Genomic DNA, 18,098 nt, shown 5'->3' with positions numbered 1-18,098 from the left:
CTCGCGGGAGTCCGGCATGGAATTGTCGGAACCGCTGGGAAAAAGAGGGGACTCGTGACGCAACAGCAACGGCTGGGAAAATACGAATTGGTGCGGAAGCTCGCCGCCGGAGGCATGGCCGAGGTGTTCCTCGCCAAGGCCGCCGGGCCCATGGGTTTCGAGAAGACCCTGGTCGTCAAGCGCATCCTGCCCGAGCTGGCCGCGGAACCCGATTTCGTCCAGATGTTCCTGTCCGAGGCCAAGCTCGCCGCCCGGCTCACGCACCCGAACATCGTGCAGATCTTCGACTTCGGCGAGTCCGAGGGCACCTACTTCCTGGCCATGGAGTACATCGACGGGCCGAGCCTGCGCACGCTCATCAAGCGTGCCGAGGCCCAGGGGCAGCTTCTTCCCCCCGCGGTGTGCGCCCGGATCATCGCCCTCGCCTGCGAGGGGTTGGCCTTCGCCCACGATTTCATCGACCCCGAGACGGGTGAAGCACAGAGCCTCATCCACCGCGATATCAGCCCGGACAACATCCTGCTGTCCCGGCAGGGCGCGGTGAAGGTGGTGGATTTCGGCATCGCCAAGGCCGCCGGGCAGAGCCACAAGACGGAGAGCGGTGTCGTCAAGGGCAAGCTCCCGTACATGCCGCCCGAACAGTTGCGCGCGAAGCCGTTGGATCGGCGCGCGGACGTGTACGCGCTCGGCGTGGTGCTCTACGAGCTGCTCACGGGTCAGCGGCCGTATGCCTCGGAGTCGGAGGCCGGGCTGATGCAGGCCATCCTCTTCGAGCCGCACACCCCGGCGGCGGAGATCCGTCAGGATCTTCCCTTTCCGCTGCGGCGCATCCTCAACAAGGTGCTCTCCAAGGACCGCGATCAACGCTACGCGGATTGCCACGCCTTCCAGGCAGACCTGGAGAAGTTCATTGTCTCCGTTGGCGCGCCCGTGACGATGCAGCAGGTGGCGCATCTCATCAACCGGGCCAACACGGACCCCGGGCTTGGCATCCCCGTGGTGAAGGAGCCGCTCAAGACTCCCACTCCTGTGCCCCCGGGCCTCACCAGGAAGCGCTCTGCCTCGCCGCCGAACGAGGCGATGACGGCGAATCACCGCGGCCCTCAGGCCTCGAATCAGGAGGCACCAAGGGCTCTTGTCACAGCCCCGAGCCGGCGCCCCGCGTCCGAGCCGCAGACGGCCCCGGGGAGGCCTCGACGGCCGTCCGGGCCCATCGTGATCCCAGCCTCCAATGGAGGTCCCTGGCAGCAGCAGGCGCTGACGAAGCCCCAGCGGTGGATGCCGTCATGGGCGCTTGGCGTGTTGATGCTCCTGCTCGGCGCTACGGGGAGTTGTATGCCGGACGTGCCGAACGCCGAGGGTGCGTCCGGCCAGGAGGCGACGTCAGCCGAACAGGCGAAGGATACTTCGACCGAGCAGGTGGTGAAGACGGCAGCCGAGCAGGCGGAGGAGACTTCGCCCAAGCTGGTGGTGCAGACGCCACCCGCGCAGGTGGAGGAGACACCACCCGCCCCTCAGCCATCCTTGCCCGTTGTCCCGCCGAGCCCTGTCGTTGACCCCACGCCCGCTGCTCCGCCTGCGCCCAAGGTCAGGGGCAACGGAAACCTGGAACTGCGCGTCTATCCCTACGCCACCGTCTTCGTGGATGGCATGAATAGGGGGGACACCCCCATGAAGCCCCTGCAATTGTCCGCGGGGCTCCACGTCATCAAGTTCGTCCACGCGGGCAGGACGATCGTGCGCGAGTTCGACGTCAAACCCGGGCAGGACAACATCCTCAAGATCGATATGCTCGAGGATTGAAGAGCACGTCCACTCCACGGCTCCATCTCAGGAACCGTGGAGGGCGGGGCGTCAATGCCGCCACCTGCTCTGCCAGGCATCGATGTCTCTCTCGGCGGTGTTCAATTTCTCGCGGGTGCCGGCCTCCCGAACCTTCCTTCCCAGGCGCAGCAACTCCGTCCTCGCGGTGAACCGGTTCTCGGACGCCACCCCGGGGAGTTGACCCTGGAGCAGAAGCAGGCGTCGCATGAGCCGCTCGCAGTCGGCAGCAACGGCCGCCCGGCAACCGAAGAGACTCGCCGGCTCTTCATCGGGTGATTCGGGGGCCTCGGGTAGTGCCACGTCCTGATCCTCGTCCCCGAGCTCCCAACGCTCTTCTGGCACGAGGGACTTCACGTGCTGCCAGTCCGAGTTGAACGGGTAGACCGAGTACTCCTTGGCGAACTGGTCGATCTCCTGAATGGCGCGGATCCATTCGGTCGTCGAGCCCGCCTGTGAAATCAGGGTCTTGAATTCCGACAAGCTCCTGGCCACCTCGCCACCCCGGATATCTCGCAGGCACAGCATCTGTTCCATCATGGCCAGGCGCCACAACTGCTGTGCTTTCAAGGTCCTGCCAGGGGGGATGATTTGTCCGGACGGGCAGTTCGACGAAGTCCCCGAAGAAGGCTTCTGCTTGCCAGTCGGGGGAGTGGTGGTGCTCGGATCCATCTGAGCCTTTTTCCGGACCGTCTCGAAGTGGCTCTCGATCTTGGGCGAGACCGGCACGGGAAGCTTCGCCTCGGGCCGGATCAGCAGCGCCATCTCGAAGGCATCTCCGGATTCCACGAACCTTCCCACCTGATACAAGAGGATTCCCTCGTAGAGGGACAGGGCCACCAGCTCGGGCGTATCCAACGGGTGCTGACGCGCGAGCCCGATGAGCTCGAGGGCCTGCTCGTACTCACCGTTCTTGTAGGCACGGCTGATCATGCCAATCGAGATCCTGGGGGGGACAGCCACCTCCGGCTTCGGAGCGGCGGCACCCTCCTTCGTGACGGCGGCAGGCTCCTCCTTGCCGGCGACAGGCGCCACCGTGACGGAGGCAGTCTCTCCCCCAGCCGCGTGAGCGGAAGGGAATGGCGTCCAGCTGGCAAGGAGCAGGGCGGGGATGATTCTCTTGTGGAGCATGGCACACATGAAATGGAGCATCTGGGCGAGGACTGTCTTTAGCCCAGATTGAAGGCCAAGTCCTCCTCGTCCACAAAAACTACGGGGGGACCAGACCAGGGCCATCTCCTGTCTGGATTTCATCCGCTCACGGAATTTCTGGGATTGATGGCGAAACCCATTCGTCGGGGGATGGGCCATCAGCGGCCAATGGAGGCGTGGCCGCATCGTGGACCACCCTGGCAGTGAACATGTTCTCCCTGGGCCCGGGCGTGCACGGACCGGGTACGGTCTGGCTCGATGAGGGTCGGGAAGCGATGCGCACCCGTTCACGGACACCGCCAACATCCTGTTGACCGCCCGGTGCGCGTCCCCGAACATGCCGGAGGGGCCGGCCAACCTGGGGAAAGACCCATGGAATACTCGCAGTCGTCGCGTCCTGTCGTTCTGTTCCTGCTCCTGGCGCAAGTGGTCGTTACCGGATGCCAGCCGGAGCCCGGACCCACCGAGCCGAATCCCGGACCCACCGAGCCGAATCCCGTACCGACCCATCCTGCTCCGGCCGGAACGTCCTCCCATACCCTGACCGCGGTTCCCGAGGAGGAGGTAGCCGCCGGCGTGTTGCCGCAGGAGGACCGCTCCTTCCGTGGCGTGCTCACCACCCGCTCCCTGCAGGCGCCTCAGTACTTCCATTACGACGCCTTCGTGGTGACCGCGCGCGAGAGCGGCGTGGTGACCATGATGTCCGATGTCATCGAGGTGGGCCCGAGCGGCTACGTCCATGGCTACGGGTATCCGCTCACCATCGCGTCCATCGAGGATGGCGCGAACCTCACCCAGATAGGGGGCAACTACGTCCAGAACGCGCTCGAGACCGGCACGGCGGTGCTCCAGTACCCGGTGCGGAAGGGGCGGCAGTACATCATCGCCTACAAGACGTTCAGCAGTTTCATGCCGCTCTCGTACCGGCTCTGGCTGTCGCCCTACCTGAAGATGGAAGGCCGGATCGAGTCCCTCCCAGCACCGGTTCCCGTGACGGGGGACGACACCGGGCAGATCTCCCTGGAGAACCCACGCCCGGCCACGTTGAGCCGCATCGTCGATTGGATGAACCCACGGATGGGTGGCTCCTAGGCCGTCCCGTGCCGGTGCCGTCCGGGCGCCTACTCGTAGTGCTTCACGCGCGGCCAGAGGGTGGCCAACGGCACCTTCAGCTCCGAGCACAGATAGATGGGTAGGTTGTTCTCGTAGGGCATGACGTAGGGGCTGGGCGGCACGCGCGCGGCGAGCTCGACCCGCGCGCACACGGGCTGGAGGTCCTCCAGGCTGCCCCCCACCACGAGGAGAGGCCCGTCCGCGTCCCCGGGCCCCCAGAGAAAGTAGTGGTTGTGGCCCGAGCGCGCGGGGGGAAGGCCGTGGGCCGCGCCGAGCCAGTCGAGCGCCCCGGCCTCTCCGTAGTTCTGTGCGAAGAGGGTAGTGCGCGTCCGCTGCTCTGGAGGCAGGCGCTGGTACACCTCGGCCACGGAGGCGACGAGCTGCTCCCAGCCGTGCTGGTCCGCGTAATGCTGGGGCAGGACGCCGTACTCGTGGCGCTCGTGCTGGGTGGGCTCGATGCCCAGCGTGCGTTGCCAGGAGATGAAGGTGTCCACGGGCAGCACGGGGAGGGTGAGCGGCGCGAGGGCGGCGAAGCCCACGAGGCCCGGGACGAGCACCGCGGCGCGTGCCACGGGGCGCTGGATGAGGCGCTCGGCCTGGACCGCGCCCGCGGCGAGCAACATGGGGTAGGCGGGGGCCAGGTAGTAGTCCTTGGCGCGCAGGAAGACGAGCAGGCCGAAGAGCAGGACGTAGGCGATTCCGAGCGCGCGGTAGGGCCGGAGTGCGGGGGAGAACAAGAGGACGCCGAGCCCGGTGAGCCACAGGGGCGCGGAGAGCGGGTGCAACAGGAGGAACTGCCCGCGCACGAAGTCGCCGAGCTGGAAGGGGGCGTTCTTGTAGAGCTGGCCGTTGCGCAGCAGCTCGAGCATGGGCCAGCCGTGTCCGTGTTGCCAGAGGAGGTTGGGCAGGACGAGCGCGGTGGCCAGCAGCACGCCGAGCACGAGCCAGCGGCTGGCCAGCAGCCTCCGCGCGGGCGTGAGGAGCACGCCGACCACGAGGCACACGGTGAAGAAGGCCATGGAGTACTTGTTGAGCATCCCCACGCCCGCGAGTGCTCCCAGGGCGAGCCACGGCCGGGGCTGCTCCGTGCGTACCAGGTGCACCAGCAGGGCGGCGCAGCCCGTCCAGAGGAGGGGCTCGAAGGCATTCATGGTGAGGGTGTGGCCCTCGAAGAGGAAGATGGGAGCGAGCGCGGCGGGGAGTGCGGCGAGCGCCACGGCGAAGCCTCCACCCCCGAAGCGCCGCGCGAGGTGTCCGGTGAGGGCCACGAGCCCCGCGGAGGCGAGCGCGGGCAGCACCCTCAGTCCCGTGAGGGAATGGCCGAAGAGCGTGGTGGCGAGCCGGGCGGCCACGGCGATGAGGGGGGGCTGATCCACGTAGCCCCAGTCGAGCCGCTGGCCACAGGCGATGAAGTAGAGCTCGTCCCGGAAGTAGCCATAGCGGTGGGCGAAGAGCAGGTGCAGCGCCGCCGTGGCGAGTGTGAGCCCGGGCAGGAGCCATGCGCGGAGGGGCCTTGGGGTCATGGGAACGCGGGGGGCTTCATGGGGCGGGCTCAGTGGGGCCACACGAGCATCAGTGTCGTGACGCCGTGCTCGTGTGCGAACTGAGGGGCCCAGGCCTGGAGTCGGGCTCCCAGCTTCCGGGCTTCCTGGAAGTGTCCCTGCGCGGCCTCCTGCATCATCGCCATGTGGAGCGCGCTCCGGGCGAGCAGTGGGATATTCGCGTCTTCGCTTCGGTGGTACTTCTCGGCGAACAGGGTGCACGCGCGAACCGCTTGCGCGTGGAGCTTGTGGGAAGCCAGCAGCGTGCACACCTGGAACTCCGTGACCGCGCGCCGCAGTGCGAACTGTTCCTGGAGCTGTGCGGCGGCTTCCGGTGTTTCCAGTCGAGCCGTGGCCCATTGCGCGTCCATGGCGGAGAGCTCCCGTTCAATCCTGTCCAGCTCCCCCCTGACGGACGCGAGCGCATCCTCCCGGGCGGACTCCTGCTCTCGCTGGACCTGGAGGTTCAAGCGCACCGCGAAGGCATGCATGCCCTCCGGGTACTCCTCCAGATAGCGCTCCCCGGCGTGGAAGGCCTCTTCGCGGTGGACCAGCACCAGATGGGCCTGGAAGATGAGGTAGCAGGCCACTTCCCTCGCGCTGCCCGGTGCGTCCCCGCGGGGGGCGGTTTCGTAGAGCCGCTGGGCAAGCTCCAGCAAGGCGTCCCATCGGTTCTGTCCGAGCAGGCCGCTCATGGCTCCCAGCCACTCCGCTTCTTCGTCCTGGCCCGAGCCTCCGGGGTCGGCTCGTGGCACATCCACCAGGCTCGGGGTGGCGAGGAAGAAGGACAAGAAGTCGCGGCGTTGCATGGCCCCAGTCTAATCCCGGGCGGGCACTCAACCGGCTATCATCGGCTCGAGAGCGGAACGGAGGGGAACGACATGGCTATCAGCGAGACCAATCCCGATTACGGCTATGGCAACAACGACCTGGTCGTGACGAGCAACTGGACGGTGACCTTCCTGGAGGGCCAGCTCGCGGTCTCCTGCACGGTCGCGCCGAAGAACGCGCAGACGGACGCCATCACCCAGCTGTACGTGGGCCTCACCAACCCCACGGACTCGTTCAGGTTCTACTGCTCGGGTTCGGTCACCGCGCTTGGCTCCCCGCCCTCGGGCAACGCGATGACCGGCTTCTCCCAGACGTACCTCTATGACCCCAGGACCCACGGGAACACCGTGCGCTCCATCGTCTTCGGGTACGTCCAGACCAGCCTGGGCTCCAGCTCCTTCATGCTGCAGCAGCTCTTCACCGTCGGTTAGACGTCGCTCCAGAGCGAGAACCGGCACTCGAAGTAGGGATACACCTTCACCGAGACCGGTGCGTCCGGCCGGACCACCAGCTTGGCTCCAACGGTCCGGCACAGGTTGCTCGGCCACCGGTGCCCCGTGAGCGGAACGCGCTCGCGCCCGGGCCACTGGAGGATGGCCTCGCGCTTCTCGGGGGTGCACAGCCCGAGGTCCACCATCCGCTGGAGGAACTCCTTCGCCCACGGCTCGTGCGGCTTCTCGGGGAAGGGGAGCGCCAGCCCGATGGTGGGGCCCACCGTCTCGCCCACGTCCAGGTTCACCTCCGCGAAGTGCAGGTAGTCGAGCCACGTCTTCGTGAGCTCCTCCACCTGCGCCCGCGAACCCGGCCAGCCGATGCGCTCGAGATACCCGCCCACCTCCTCGCGGGGCATGCCGATGATCATCCGCACCGCGTCCGAGCCGCGGCAGGCGAGCGAGGCCACGTGCTCCACTTCCGCGAAGTCGGGCAACTGCTCGAAGCAGCGCGACACGGTGCGCGCGATGGCCGGGCGCACCGGTGCACCCTGGAAGGCCTCCAGCGCTCGCCAGGTGAGCTGGAGCGACTCGTCCACCGTTGCTCCCGTCTCCCGCCGCGAGCCGGGCGGCTTCTGCCCGAACTCGGGCTGCACGCAGGCGAAGGCGAAGGGCTTGGGGTTGGACGTCGGACCCTCCACGTCGTACTCGAGCCAGAGCACGGGCACGCGCGCCAACGGCGAGCCCGGATCCACCCACTGCCGCGAGAACTCGCGCACGCCGTCCCAGAGGGGCCCGGTGAGTTGCTCGCGCGTCCTCGCGAGCGCGTCCGCGAGCGCCTGGGGACCTCCATCGGTCCGCATGCAGCAGACCATGTAGTCCACCCGAGGGGCGCCCGCCTCCATGCGGCATTCGAAGCAGAAGCCTCCCGAGACCTCCGGAAGCAGCCGGGCCACCGCGTTGACGTGGCCGAACGCCTCCTCTCCCACCAGCTCCTTGGAGAGGAACGGCTTCAGGCGGCTCATCAACTCATCGATGGGGACGATCATCGGGAAGCCCTGGAGCCGCGCTCAATCGATGGTGAAGGCCTGCGGGAGGATGCCGTAGTGCCCGTCCGGGTTGACCACGGCCAGGTCGTACACGCCGATGGGCGCGTTGGCGGGGAGGTTCAGCGTGCAGTGGAGGACGGAGCCACGGCCGCCGGGGTTCTCCACGCTCTGCGTCACCGCGGGCACATCCATGCCGCTCAGCTTGAGGGCGGCGAACGTGCCCGTGGTGAAGAAGTCCCCCGCCACGCGCAGCTGGACCGTGTTGCCGCACGAGCCCGTGCTCGGGGTCGCCGAATTCACCTGGACGACCGCCTTCACCCACACCACGGCGAACATCTCCAGCGAGGCGAGCTCCGTCTTGAGCAGCTTCATCACCGATTCGAGCTGGCCCTTGTGCAAGGCCTCCCGCTGTGCCTCTGACAGGTTGGCCTTCGACATCGTGCCATCCGGATCCTTGCTGAACTGCCGCTGCAACTCCGGATTGCGGATCAGATCGGAAATGAAGTGTAGAAGCACGGTCCCCTCCCTCGTGGGTGGTGCTGGGATACCTTGAACTACGCGCCGAAGCCAGGGGCGAGGATCGCGGCCCACCGGCGCGGCTCGCGGATGTTCTCTCCCCGCAGGGTGTCGGTGGCGCGGGTGACGAGCTCCTTGCCCGCGTCTCCTCCCACCAGCTCGCCCTTCCACAGGCGGGCGCAGGCGGCCAGCGTGGGCATCCCGGCCGCGTCGTAGCCGTCGATGGCCGCCGACAGGTGCGTGAGCGCCTGCTCGGGCTGGTCACCGAGCCGGGCCGCTCCCGCCTGGAGCAGGTGCACCAGGGACGGCGTGTCGCGCCGGAGCTCCTGGGCGAGCAGGCCGATGTCCTTGTTCGCGAGCCGCACGAGCTCCTGACGCCGTGGGGGCTCCCGCTCCGCCAGGGCCAGGGAGAGGCGGGCCCGCAGCCCATACAGCTCGAAGCGGCCGAGCTGCCCGCGCAGCCACTGTCCGGCCACCAGCGAGGGCCAGGCCTTCTCCAGCCGCTCCCGGGCCTGGTCCAGCTTGCCCTCGTACAGCTCCGCCAGCGTCTCGCGCAGCACCTGGAAGCCGTGCTGGATGGCGCCGAGCCGGCTCCAGCCCGCCATCATCTCGGTCATGAGCTGGCGGGCCTCGTCCGTCTGGCCCTGGGAGATGAGGCACAGGGCCGTGGAGAAGGACGCGGTGACGCGGGAGAAGAGGTCTCCCACCTCGTTGGCCTCGCGGAACCACTCCGAGGCGCGCTGCCCCAGCTCTCGCAGGCCGTGCGTGGCCTGCAACACCAGACACGCCTGGGTGCGTCCGACGTTGGTCTCCCAGATGACGTCCAGGCCGTGCTCCCGCAGCAGCTTCATCCCGTGGTCCGCCTGCGCCAGGGCGGTGCTCCACTCGCCGAGCACGTACGAGTGGGTGCTCTGGTACGCCTCCGCGAAGCCGATGAGGGCGGGATCGTTCAGCTCGAGCGCGAGTGCCTTGCCCTGCTCCTGGTAGCGCGCGCCCCGTTTCACCGAGCCGGCGGTGCCCTGCCAGAGCCACAACGCCCCGAAGGCCGTCAGCGCGCGGGACGCCCGGGCGCGGTCTCCGGACTCGAGCGCCATGCGCAGGCTTTGAATCTGGAAGCCCATGGCGCGCAGCGACTCGATGCTCGCCAGGGACTTGCCCAGGGCCCACGTCACGTCCATGCGCGCGCGCAGCGCGTCGGGGACGGGGTCCGGCCGCTGGCGCAGCTTCGCGCCGCCCGCCATCAGGCGCATCATGTTCCACGCCACTCCGCCGAGCGCCACGGCGTTGGAGTCCGAGTAGGACAGGCCGACGCGCGTCAGCACCGGCCGCACCAGCGTCAGCCCCTCGTCGATCCGGCCGCTGAGCATCAGGCTCTCGATGGCCCGGCGCCGCAGGTCCAACCCGTGCTCCTCGGGTCCCTCCTCGGCCACCTGGAGGAAGAGCGGTCCCGCCTCGCCACCCCGGCCCGCGTTGGCGAGCGCCTCGGCGCGGCGCAGCTTCAGCAGGCGTGGCTCGGGCAGGGCGGCGTTCGCGGCGCCACCACTCCACTCGAGCGCCGAGCCGAAGAGATCCGCGGCACGGTGGAAGGCCAGCGCCTTCCAGGCCCGCTCCGCCGCGCGGAAGGCCTGCACGGCCGCCTCGCGCAGCTCTCCCGCGCCATGCAGGTGCAGGGCGAGCAGCTCGGGGTCTGGCTCGGGCCGCTGGACCCACACCTCGGCGAGCCGCCGGTGGTGGTGGGCGAGCGTGGTGGGCTCGAGCTGGGCCAGCACGCTCTCGCGGATGCGGTCATGGGCCACCTCGAGGCGGGAGGAGTCGCCGGTGCGGCCCTGGAGCAGGTGTTGGGCGCGCAGGAGTACCAGAGAGGAGAGCGCGGTGTCCCCGACGCGGGCCGCCTCGAGCACCACCGCCTCCTCCGTGGGCCGGCCGGACACGGCCGCCACTTCCAGCAGGAGGCGGGCGCCCTCGGGGAGCTGGCGGAGCCGTCGCGCCAGGACACCGTTCAGGGTGACGTGCTCTCCGGGCTCCGTGCCGATGGCGTTGCCGCCCGGCTCGGCGCGGGCGAGCTCCTCGATGAAGAACGGGTTGCCCTCGGCCTCGCGGATGATGCGCTCGGCCTGGAGCCGGGCCTCGTGCGAGGAGGCACCCATCCGGTACAGCGCCAGCCGCGTGGCCTCCTCCGCCGGCAGTGGCCCCAACACGAGCTCGCGCGGCGTCTCCAGCACGAGCGAGTGCGCCAGGAGCCGTTCGAGCTCGCGCAGGAAGGGGCTGTTCCGGGCCTCCCCGCTGCGGTAGCTCGCCACCAGCAGGAGCGTGGGCATGTCGGGCGGCGAGAGCAGCTCCGCCATCAACTGCGCGCTGTCCACGTCACCCCACTGCAGGTCATCCAGGCAGAGCACGAGCGGTCCCCGCCCGGAGATGCGCCGCAGCAGCTCCTTGAGGACGGTGTCCACGTGCCTGCGGGCCTGGAGGGGCTCCTGCGGCCCGGGCGGAGCCGGCGTGGGGTCGAGCCGCTCCGCCACCACCCGGAGCACGGGAAACACCGGCAGCAGCTCATGGAACCGCTCCGGGAGGAGCGCTCGGGCCTCCTCGGGGGGGAGCCGCAGCAGGAAGCGCACGAGCGAGTCGAACAGGCTGTCCAGGGCCTTGTAGGGCACGGACTCGCGCTCGTGGCAGCGGCCCATGAGGGCAATGGCCCCGCGTTGGTGGACGGACTCCACGAAGCCGCGCAGGAGCGTGCTCTTGCCCATGCCGGGCGGTCCGTGCAGGTACACGATGCCGGGCTTTCCGGCCGTGCTGCGCTGGAAGGACTCCTCCAGCACCGCCAGCTCCGCCTCTCGGCCCACCAGCGTGCGTCCCCGCTCCGGCAGCGCCACGGACCCGCGCGCGCCGGTGCCTCCACCCCGCGGGGCGAAGCAGGCGAGGATCTCCTCGAATCCCGGCCGGCGGCTCGGCTCGGGCTCGAGCATGCGCATGCACAGCTCCGAGAGATCCTTCGGAATGTCCTGCGACACCTGGGAGAGGGGGGCGGGCCCCTGCTGCTGCTGCTCGCGCCGCTCGGAGGAGTTTCCGTAGAAGGGGCGGATGCCGCTGAGGGCCTCGTAGAGCATCACCCCGACGCTGTACCAGTCGGTGGCCTCGGAGATGCCCTCGCCCGCCCACTGCTCGGGCGCCATGTACGAGGGGGAGCCGGCGACTCCCTCCGGGGCCTGGTCCTGGGGCGCGGGAGCCAGCTCCTTGGCGAGTCCGAAGTCGAGCAGCACGACCCGGCCGGTGGGGGTGACCAGGACGTTGGACGGCTTGAGATCCCGGTGGACGATGCCGGCGGAGTGGAGGGCCCGGACGCCCTGGGCCAGATGGTAGAAGGCGGCGCGCAGGCGCTCGGGGTCGACGAGGAAGGGCGACGCCGTGGGCCGGGGCTCGCGCGCGATGGGCACTTCGTTCGAGGGCTCCTCCGAGGAGAAGGTGGCCGTCGCGTCGTGAGGGCCGCTCGCGCCCGGGTCGCTCGGCCGCGGGCTCGGAATCACCGTCTCGGTCCTGTCCTGGGGCGAGTCACTCAGGGACAGGGAGGCGCTCATGGAGCGCACGTACGTGGTGAAGTGGGCGCCCTCCACGTACTCCATGGTGAAGAACCACTGGTTTCCCTCCGAGTGCAGCTCGTAGAGCGTCACGAGGTTGGGGTGGACGAGATCCCCCAACAGCCGGAACTCCTGCTTGAAGCGGTAGAGGGCGATGGGCCGGGGCTCGTGGAGGAGCTTGAGGGCCACCACCGTGTTGTAGAGGGTGTCGAAGACCTCGTAGACATGGCCGAACGAGCCCTGGCCCAGGGGACGGCGGACCTGGAAGCGCTCATTGCCGATGAAGTCGGCTTTCGCGGGGACCCTCACGTTCCGTTCCTTTCACGGACGACCGGCACGGCACCTGCCAGGGCCGGGCGTGCGCGGCCCTCCGGAGGGAGGTGTCGCTGACGCCGCGTGTCACGTGAGGGATTATCGGCAAGAGCCCGGCAATTGGGAAGCGATGCTCACTCCCCCACCGTGGCCTGGCCCTGCTGTGTCCGCTTCAGGAGGTCGCGCAAGTCGAGGATGGCTTTGTCCCGGCGCTCGGCGGCGACGGTGGACTCGGGAGGTGGGGCGGCGAGCTTGTCCGCCGGCTGGGCTGCCGGCGGAGCCGAGGCCACCTGCGGCGCGCAGGGCGTCTGTCTCTGGGGCCAGGCGCCGAGCGGGAGGAACCAGACGAAATCATACTGGTGGCTGTTCGACACGCTGTGGCAGCTCATGCACGAGGTCGCCGTGGAGTCCTGGACCCAGGTCTCCGTCGCCACGTTGGCGGTATTGATCTGGGGCCGCGGCTGGGTCACGTTGGGGAAGGTGTCCGTGCCGTTGACGGGCCACTGGGTGAGCACGAGCTGGTAGTTCTCCCAGACGGTCCCCTTCACGCCGTTGGCCTGCTGGTAGACCTGATTGGTCTTCTGCGTCGAGGCCGCGATGGGCCGCTTGCGCACCACCTGGGTGGGAGCCGGCTTCCGCTGCGGCGGGTTGCACTGGCTGATGGGCTGGCCCATCTCCGAGGGCGGCGTTTTCGGGTCGTTGTCGTTCAGCGAGTAGGGAGGCCGGCTCCGGGTGCGCTCATCCTGGAGGGCGGGCACGTTGTCGACGTGCTCGAAGGTCGACCAGATCCACTGGGGGAAGGAGGGGGTCTTGTTCACGATGTGCAGCCCGATGAGGCCGACATCGGTCAGGGTGCACTTGCCGCTCACGGGATCGAGCACCTTCGCCTTGGTGACGTAGTAGCGCTTGCGCTGCCTGGCGGGCACGCCCGTCATCACGCGCCAGGAGGCCTTGACCTCCACCGAGCCGCTCGGGAACTTCAGCGCGGGATTGGCCGAGCCAGTCCCGGGGAGGTTCTTCAGCAGGTACAAGGGGCCGGGATAGGAAGCGCCGGGGTTGGTGATGTAATTGAATTCGGCCTGATTGACCCGGGTCTCGTAGCGGACGTACTGGCGGTTCTGGCTCACGAGGGGACCGGCGGCGTCCGTCATGCTCGCCTGGTTGAAGCCGTGGTACGTGTTGAACGAGCCGAGCACCTTCTCGTACGGCACGAGGGTGCCAGGGCCGCCACAGGGGGAGGGAGTCGCGAAGCTCTTCCATTCCGCGGGGGCCGCGCCATCGGGAAGGAAGAGCTCGTAGTCCGCCTTCCACGTTTCCCAGACACCCGGCACCGAGACATCGCCGTACTTCTTCTTGACGTCCGGAAGACCGCGGGAATACGGCGCGCTGGTGCTGACGGTGACCGGCCAGGTGAGCGCGATGAACTCCCGCCACGAGAAGTCATCGAAGTAGGGCAGGTTGGCTTCGGGGCTCTGGAACGGAGCGACGACGTCGATGGGGATGTTGTAGCTGACGGCAGGCGGCGGGAGGGACGTGTCCTTCGTGTCCTTCGCGTTCGCGGCGAGAGGCCAGGCTCCACCCAGGAGACCCGTGGTGAGCAGTGATGTGGCGAGTCTTCGGTTGAGCATGGCGATCAGCTAACTGGAGGGCGGCGAATCTATCAATCAAGCGACGGTGAAAACCCCCGGGGTGTGGCCGCGGGTCCGTACGGGGCCGGGGGATACGTACTGCCGGTGCGATCGGGATGGGCTGTCACGTCCTTGCGTCAGGAGGAATGAAGTCCTTCGGTGAAGGGGCGGCTCAGCGCGGATGGAGCCGTTGTGCGCACTGCCTCCAGGGCCTTCCGTTGATAGGGGGTGAAGGCCCGGGTTGGCACCCGCGGTTCTCCCCGGCTGCGCAGCGCCAGGTCGAGCGCCAGCGCATGGCGCCGGCGCATCGGAGCCGTCATCAGCGACTCGAGGAGGGCCTCGGTTCCGAAGGGCCTTCCGTGCAGGTAGCGCCGGTCCAGCTCGAAGTTCTTGCGTGACTCCTTCCACCACGCGAGCACTTCCGCCGCGACCGGCCGGGGAAGGTCATCCTCCGGTTTGGGCGTGAGATCGACATCGAGGGCCTCCTCCTCCAGCGGAGGCAGGGGCTCTTCCTCGACATGCGGTGCGGCCAGACGGCCCTCCAGGCTGAGTCCGGTGATGGCGCAGAAGGCCTCGGCCGCCAGGTGGGACACGGCATCATCCTCCATCCATTGCAGGCAGAGCTCGGCGGCGGCGGGTTGGCCACTGAAGCCCAGGGCCCAGAGCGCATCCGGACGGTGACGGGGCTCCTCGAGGAGGCGCTTCAACCGCTCCACCTCGCGAGCATCTCCACTCAAAGCCAGCACCAGGGCGGGCAGCCGCAACCCGGGAGCCCCGCTGTCGACGGCTGCCTGGCAGGCGGTCCAGGCGGCCCGATGGCCCTTCTGCAACCCCGCTGTGATGGCGGAATCCCGGAGGGCGGAGACGGGTGACGTCAGGCCCGCCTGGAGCACCTGGCGTTCCAGGGGAGCGCGGAGGCGAGCGGCCGCCCGCAGGGCAGCTGCCGCCACCTGGGGCTCCTCGTGTCGGAGCAGGTCCGGCAGCGCTGGGCCTGGATCCACGCCATGGGAGGCGAGCACTTCCAGTGCGAGGGCCAGCTTGAGGGGCTCGTCCTGCTTGAGCAGTGTGGAGAGCCAGGAGGGCAGTGCCTCGTACCCTTTCAGCTCGAGCGCTCGCTGAAAGGCGGGGAGGGCCTCTGGAGCCGCGGTCTCCAGGGCCGTTCGTACCGCTTCGGCGCCCGAGGGGTTCTCGGAGCCCAGCAGGGTGTAGGCCGCGGCGGTGACGCGTTCCACGTCCTCGTGTGCTTCCAATGCTGGAATCAGCAGCTTCTCGGTCGCGGAAGTTCCACCCAGGACGAGGCCATCCACATGGGCCAGCAGCCGCTCCTCGAGCCCGGCCACTTCGTTCAGCACGTAGGTGGGGGCGACGAGGCTTCGCTCCCACTGCAGCCAGAGGAAGGCGGCCTCGTCCAGGTGTTCCTCCAGCACATCCATCAGCGTGTGGCTCATGTGTTCCATGCGTACCGGATTGTAAGGGGCTGGAGCGTGTAGCACGCGCGTCGCGCTCTATTCGGGAATCGGATGGCCGAAGAAGTAGCGTCTACCTGGCTCGAATTTCTTCCCATCATCCGATTCCAGGAACGATTCCGCGATGGTGGCCGCTGCCAGTGTCGATACATCTTCCTCACTGAAGATCACGCTGCAATCGATTCCAGTGGCAGGCTCGAAACGCTCGCGCAGCGTGGTCAGGTCCGCTGCCTGGTACGGCGTGGTGAGATGTCGCATCCGCTCTGCGATTGCGCGCACTGAGTAGAGGTCACCACGGAAGACAAACACTTTGTCGGACCCGTGCTTCGCGGTGACGGCGTCGTACTGGTTCATGACCAGGTTGAGATAATCTTCCAGGGCGTCTTCCGGCGGATCGTGCGCAATCATGGTACTGTCGTCATCGACCAGCAAATCCGACATCAAGAGTGGAAGTAACGAGATCTCCGGCGTCTGCTTCAGTCGCAAAGCAAGGTACTGGTCCATCAATACTGGTATCACATCGAGACGGCCCCATAGCGCAAAGGCGCGGCAATAGGTCAGGACGAGTGTGCGAGACGGGACATCGATACTCTCTTGCTTGCGCATTGGGTGCTGCTCAAGTTCCTCCCGCATGCGTTTGAAGCAATCGATGGTGCCCGCGTGTCCCAGGACTCGCGTCGCGGCGAATTTCATTTGCCAATCCGTGGTCTCACGGCAAAGGCGTAAGATGTCTTCCGCCGCCGAGAAATCTCCCGACTTGAGTTTGTTGATCAGCGCTTCGAGTTGTATCCAGTGTATGTCTGCGGCTCCGGGCGTTCTCGATGGCAGAGCAGCCGCAATCGGCCGGGTGAAGTAGGCGAAGTGATTGAAGTCCAGGCCTGCTTCTTTCAGCGTCGGGCGAGCTTCAATGGGTATCTCGTTCATGTCTACCACCACCCCGGAGTAAATCCGGCCACGCGCCGTCGTTTGATACCAGATGCCCGGAAGGCCTTGTTCCAAAAATCTGCCCAGCCGTTCTTCTTGTTACGCCATTCGATGTTTGGGTCTTGCCATTTGCCAAATGTATCGTCAATAACCTTGCAGGTCGCACACAGGGTGTCGTGTGGCTGTAGGTTGCCCGGATTATCCGGGCAGCCACCTGCTCCCTTGGGTGTCAGATGATTTGTCTTGCTGAAGGTTGGCCCTGCGCTGGGCGGCGCTTCTGCCGGGTTGGCCGCGCGGAAGTCAGAGATCGTGTTTGGATTGGTGGTGGTGAATTGCGTGTAGAACTTCGCCATCACTTCGGGCTGTTCCCAATGTTCTTTGATTTTCTTGGTCCGGCCTGGGTTGGGCGCTCTGAAAACATCACAGGGGGCCTCCGGGAATACACGCCCATTGCACGTGCAGTTCTTGGCCTTCATTCCGAGTAGGGTCTGATAGACTTTCATTTTGTCGGCTGCTTCAGGAGTCGGATTGCCGTCCGGCCCTTTTTCGTTGAACCCGTAGAAGTCTTCCAGGCTCTGCGGTGTCTCATTTTCCTGAAAGGCGGCCTTGCACTTGGTCTTCCCGCAGCAGGGACACTTCTTCTCGGCAGCTCGCTTCAATGCGAGCTGGATCATCTCCTCCGCATTCGGCATGGGAGGGGTGCTTCCAGGGTAGCTCGCGTGGTTGCTGGTGGTGATGTCGAGGTGTCTGCAGACGTTCTTCCCCTCGACCATGACGTCCATCGAGTGGGCCTGGAAGTACGTCTTGCCCGTGATGGTATGTGTCAGCACGCTACCGCCGAAATTACGGGTCGCGGCCTCGTCTCCCAGCGGTGAGCTCTGGTAGTAGCTCTTGCCCTTGAGCGCGAGCGGCTCGCCTCCGATGGTGACGCTGGTGCTGCCCTGCTTCAAATCCCTGGCGAAGGACGTATTCGGATAGGGAACTGGAACCGGGCCCGTCGGCGGTGGGGGTGGGCTCAGGCATACGTCAGGGAACGCCGAGATGACCTTGGCGTCTCCTGCCTTGTGGGCGATTTCCATCCCGTTCGCGAAGACCTTTTTGCCCATGATGTCTCCTACTCCATGGCTTCGATGATCACCGCGGCACGTCCGCCCTGTGCGTTGCCAGCCAGGCCAATGGCTCGGGTTCCTGGCGCATAGTGACGCGCCCAACCCGCGATGGCCCATACCATGCCGCAAAGTCCCGCCGCCGCGCCGGTGTCGCCGAGCCCCTCGGCGCACAGCCAGAGAGGGAAGTCTTCCTTGCGCTCCCTCAGCACCCGGGAAACGAGCAGCGTCTGTTCCTTGAAATAGAAGCTCTCACCCGCCGCATCGGAGAAGCGGAAGTCGATGTCGTGGAGCGCGAGTCTCGCCTCCTGCAGGGCGGTCCGTGCAGCGGCAGTGAGCCCGTCGGCGCGCAACGGCACATCGTTCTCCAAAGAGGATGGCTCTTGAGCGAATCCCATGCCTCGAATGACGGCCAGTCCCTGCTTCTGTGCTGCAAGAAGCACGCAGGCGGCTGCCTCGCCGGGGATGACACCGTCGGAGTTGTCCTCGGTCAGTAGTCGTCGCTGCTCATACAGCCGAATCAACGTGCGCGCGCACATCATCGACTCGGCTCCGGCGACGAGGCAGGCCGGGACCTCGCGGCGGCGGACCAGTTCGCGACCGGCGGCCAGGGCGGCATAGCCCCCATAAGAG

General features: G+C 67.3%; 14 protein-coding genes. 3 read left to right on the top strand and 11 right to left on the bottom strand.

From position 1 onward, the window contains the following. Nucleotides 1-54: 54 nt before the first annotated feature. Complete coding sequence (locus Q664_RS07980; RefSeq protein ID WP_043391752.1) at nucleotides 55-1,803, top strand: serine/threonine protein kinase; 1,749 nt, start codon at nucleotides 55-57, stop codon at nucleotides 1,801-1,803. 51 nt (nucleotides 1,804-1,854) lie between these two features. On the opposite strand, the gene Q664_RS51735 is transcribed toward Q664_RS07980, so the two are convergent. Then, complete coding sequence (locus Q664_RS51735) at nucleotides 1,855-2,754, bottom strand: tetratricopeptide repeat protein (RefSeq protein WP_152621981.1); 900 nt, start codon at nucleotides 2,752-2,754, stop codon at nucleotides 1,855-1,857. A gap of 795 nt (nucleotides 2,755-3,549) precedes the next feature. On the opposite strand from Q664_RS51735, the gene Q664_RS07970 reads away from it, so the two are divergent. Further along, nucleotides 3,550-4,065 (top strand): hypothetical protein, encoded by a 516-nt coding sequence (locus Q664_RS07970; protein WP_052517822.1) that lies wholly within the window; start codon nucleotides 3,550-3,552, stop codon nucleotides 4,063-4,065. A 29-nt stretch (nucleotides 4,066-4,094) separates the two neighbouring features. Here Q664_RS07970 and Q664_RS07965 read toward each other — a convergent pair whose 3' ends face one another. Together Q664_RS07965 and Q664_RS58890 are read right to left on the bottom strand one after the other, a co-directional pair. Next, nucleotides 4,095-5,609 carry an ArnT family glycosyltransferase gene (locus Q664_RS07965; protein WP_052517821.1) on the bottom strand — a complete coding sequence of 505 codons (1,515 nt, stop codon included), beginning with the start codon at nucleotides 5,607-5,609 and terminating at the stop codon, nucleotides 4,095-4,097. Between the two features lie 29 nt (nucleotides 5,610-5,638). Then, complete coding sequence (locus tag Q664_RS58890; protein ID WP_043391748.1) at nucleotides 5,639-6,436, bottom strand: hypothetical protein; 798 nt, start codon at nucleotides 6,434-6,436, stop codon at nucleotides 5,639-5,641. Between the two features lie 72 nt (nucleotides 6,437-6,508). On the opposite strand from Q664_RS58890, the gene Q664_RS57475 reads away from it, so the two are divergent. Continuing rightward, complete coding sequence (locus Q664_RS57475; RefSeq protein ID WP_043391747.1) at nucleotides 6,509-6,889, top strand: hypothetical protein; 381 nt, start codon at nucleotides 6,509-6,511, stop codon at nucleotides 6,887-6,889. Here the strand turns inward: Q664_RS57475 and Q664_RS07950 are convergent. From Q664_RS07950 to Q664_RS07920, 8 genes are all read right to left on the bottom strand, one after another. Beyond that, entirely contained in the window at nucleotides 6,886-7,938 is a 1,053-nt protein-coding gene (locus tag Q664_RS07950) for a hypothetical protein (RefSeq protein ID WP_043391744.1), read from the bottom strand. The two genes, Q664_RS57475 and Q664_RS07950, sit on opposite strands and share 4 nt — an antisense overlap. Nucleotides 7,939-7,959: 21 nt before the next feature. Continuing rightward, nucleotides 7,960-8,454, bottom strand: a complete 495-nt coding sequence (locus tag Q664_RS07945; RefSeq protein WP_043391741.1) for a hypothetical protein — start codon at nucleotides 8,452-8,454, stop codon at nucleotides 7,960-7,962. Nucleotides 8,455-8,492: 38 nt separating this feature from the next. Continuing rightward, the gene (locus tag Q664_RS07940) at nucleotides 8,493-12,338 is read right to left on the bottom strand and encodes a serine/threonine-protein kinase (protein WP_043391738.1); all 3,846 of its coding nucleotides are present in this window, start codon (nucleotides 12,336-12,338) and stop codon (nucleotides 8,493-8,495) included. Nucleotides 12,339-12,475: 137 nt separating this feature from the next. After that, complete coding sequence (locus tag Q664_RS07935) at nucleotides 12,476-13,969, bottom strand: hypothetical protein (protein ID WP_043391736.1); 1,494 nt, start codon at nucleotides 13,967-13,969, stop codon at nucleotides 12,476-12,478. Between the two features lie 137 nt (nucleotides 13,970-14,106). Beyond that, complete coding sequence (locus tag Q664_RS07930; RefSeq protein ID WP_043391733.1) at nucleotides 14,107-15,417, bottom strand: TIGR02270 family protein; 1,311 nt, start codon at nucleotides 15,415-15,417, stop codon at nucleotides 14,107-14,109. Nucleotides 15,418-15,474: 57 nt separating this feature from the next. Beyond that, the gene (locus Q664_RS07925) at nucleotides 15,475-16,359 is read right to left on the bottom strand and encodes a hypothetical protein (protein WP_043391730.1); all 885 of its coding nucleotides are present in this window, start codon (nucleotides 16,357-16,359) and stop codon (nucleotides 15,475-15,477) included. A gap of 2 nt (nucleotides 16,360-16,361) precedes the next feature. Continuing rightward, entirely contained in the window at nucleotides 16,362-17,465 is a 1,104-nt protein-coding gene (locus Q664_RS54620; protein ID WP_075207375.1) for a DUF4150 domain-containing protein, read from the bottom strand. An 8-nt stretch (nucleotides 17,466-17,473) separates the two neighbouring features. Beyond that, a partial coding sequence (locus Q664_RS07920; RefSeq protein ID WP_200883676.1) for a beta-ketoacyl synthase N-terminal-like domain-containing protein occupies nucleotides 17,474-18,098 on the bottom strand: 625 nt, incomplete at its 5' end.

Source organism: Archangium violaceum Cb vi76, assembly GCF_000733295.1.
Taxonomy (GTDB): Bacteria; Myxococcota; Myxococcia; order Myxococcales; family Myxococcaceae; genus Archangium; species Archangium violaceum.
Note: the sequence above shows the minus strand (reverse complement) of the source record. Positions and strands in the feature narration are given on the sequence as shown.

What these genes read in the sequence shown, in the direction of transcription:
- Q664_RS54620 (WP_075207375.1), bottom strand. Translation starts at nt 17,465, where the DNA reads ATGGGCAAAAAGGTCTTCGCGAACGGGATGGAAATCGCCCACAAGGCA.
- Q664_RS58890 (WP_043391748.1), bottom strand. Translation starts at nt 6,436, where the DNA reads ATGCAACGCCGCGACTTCTTGTCCTTCTTCCTCGCCACCCCGAGCCTG.
- Q664_RS07930 (WP_043391733.1), bottom strand. Translation starts at nt 15,417, where the DNA reads ATGAGCCACACGCTGATGGATGTGCTGGAGGAACACCTGGACGAGGCC.
- Q664_RS07935 (WP_043391736.1), bottom strand. Translation starts at nt 13,969, where the DNA reads ATGCTCAACCGAAGACTCGCCACATCACTGCTCACCACGGGTCTCCTG.
- Q664_RS07925 (WP_043391730.1), bottom strand. Translation starts at nt 16,359, where the DNA reads ATGAACGAGATACCCATTGAAGCTCGCCCGACGCTGAAAGAAGCAGGC.
- Q664_RS07965 (WP_052517821.1), bottom strand. Translation starts at nt 5,609, where the DNA reads ATGACCCCAAGGCCCCTCCGCGCATGGCTCCTGCCCGGGCTCACACTC.
- Q664_RS57475 (WP_043391747.1), top strand. Translation starts at nt 6,509, where the DNA reads ATGGCTATCAGCGAGACCAATCCCGATTACGGCTATGGCAACAACGAC.
- Q664_RS51735 (WP_152621981.1), bottom strand. Translation starts at nt 2,754, where the DNA reads ATGATCAGCCGTGCCTACAAGAACGGTGAGTACGAGCAGGCCCTCGAG.
- Q664_RS07950 (WP_043391744.1), bottom strand. Translation starts at nt 7,938, where the DNA reads ATGATCGTCCCCATCGATGAGTTGATGAGCCGCCTGAAGCCGTTCCTC.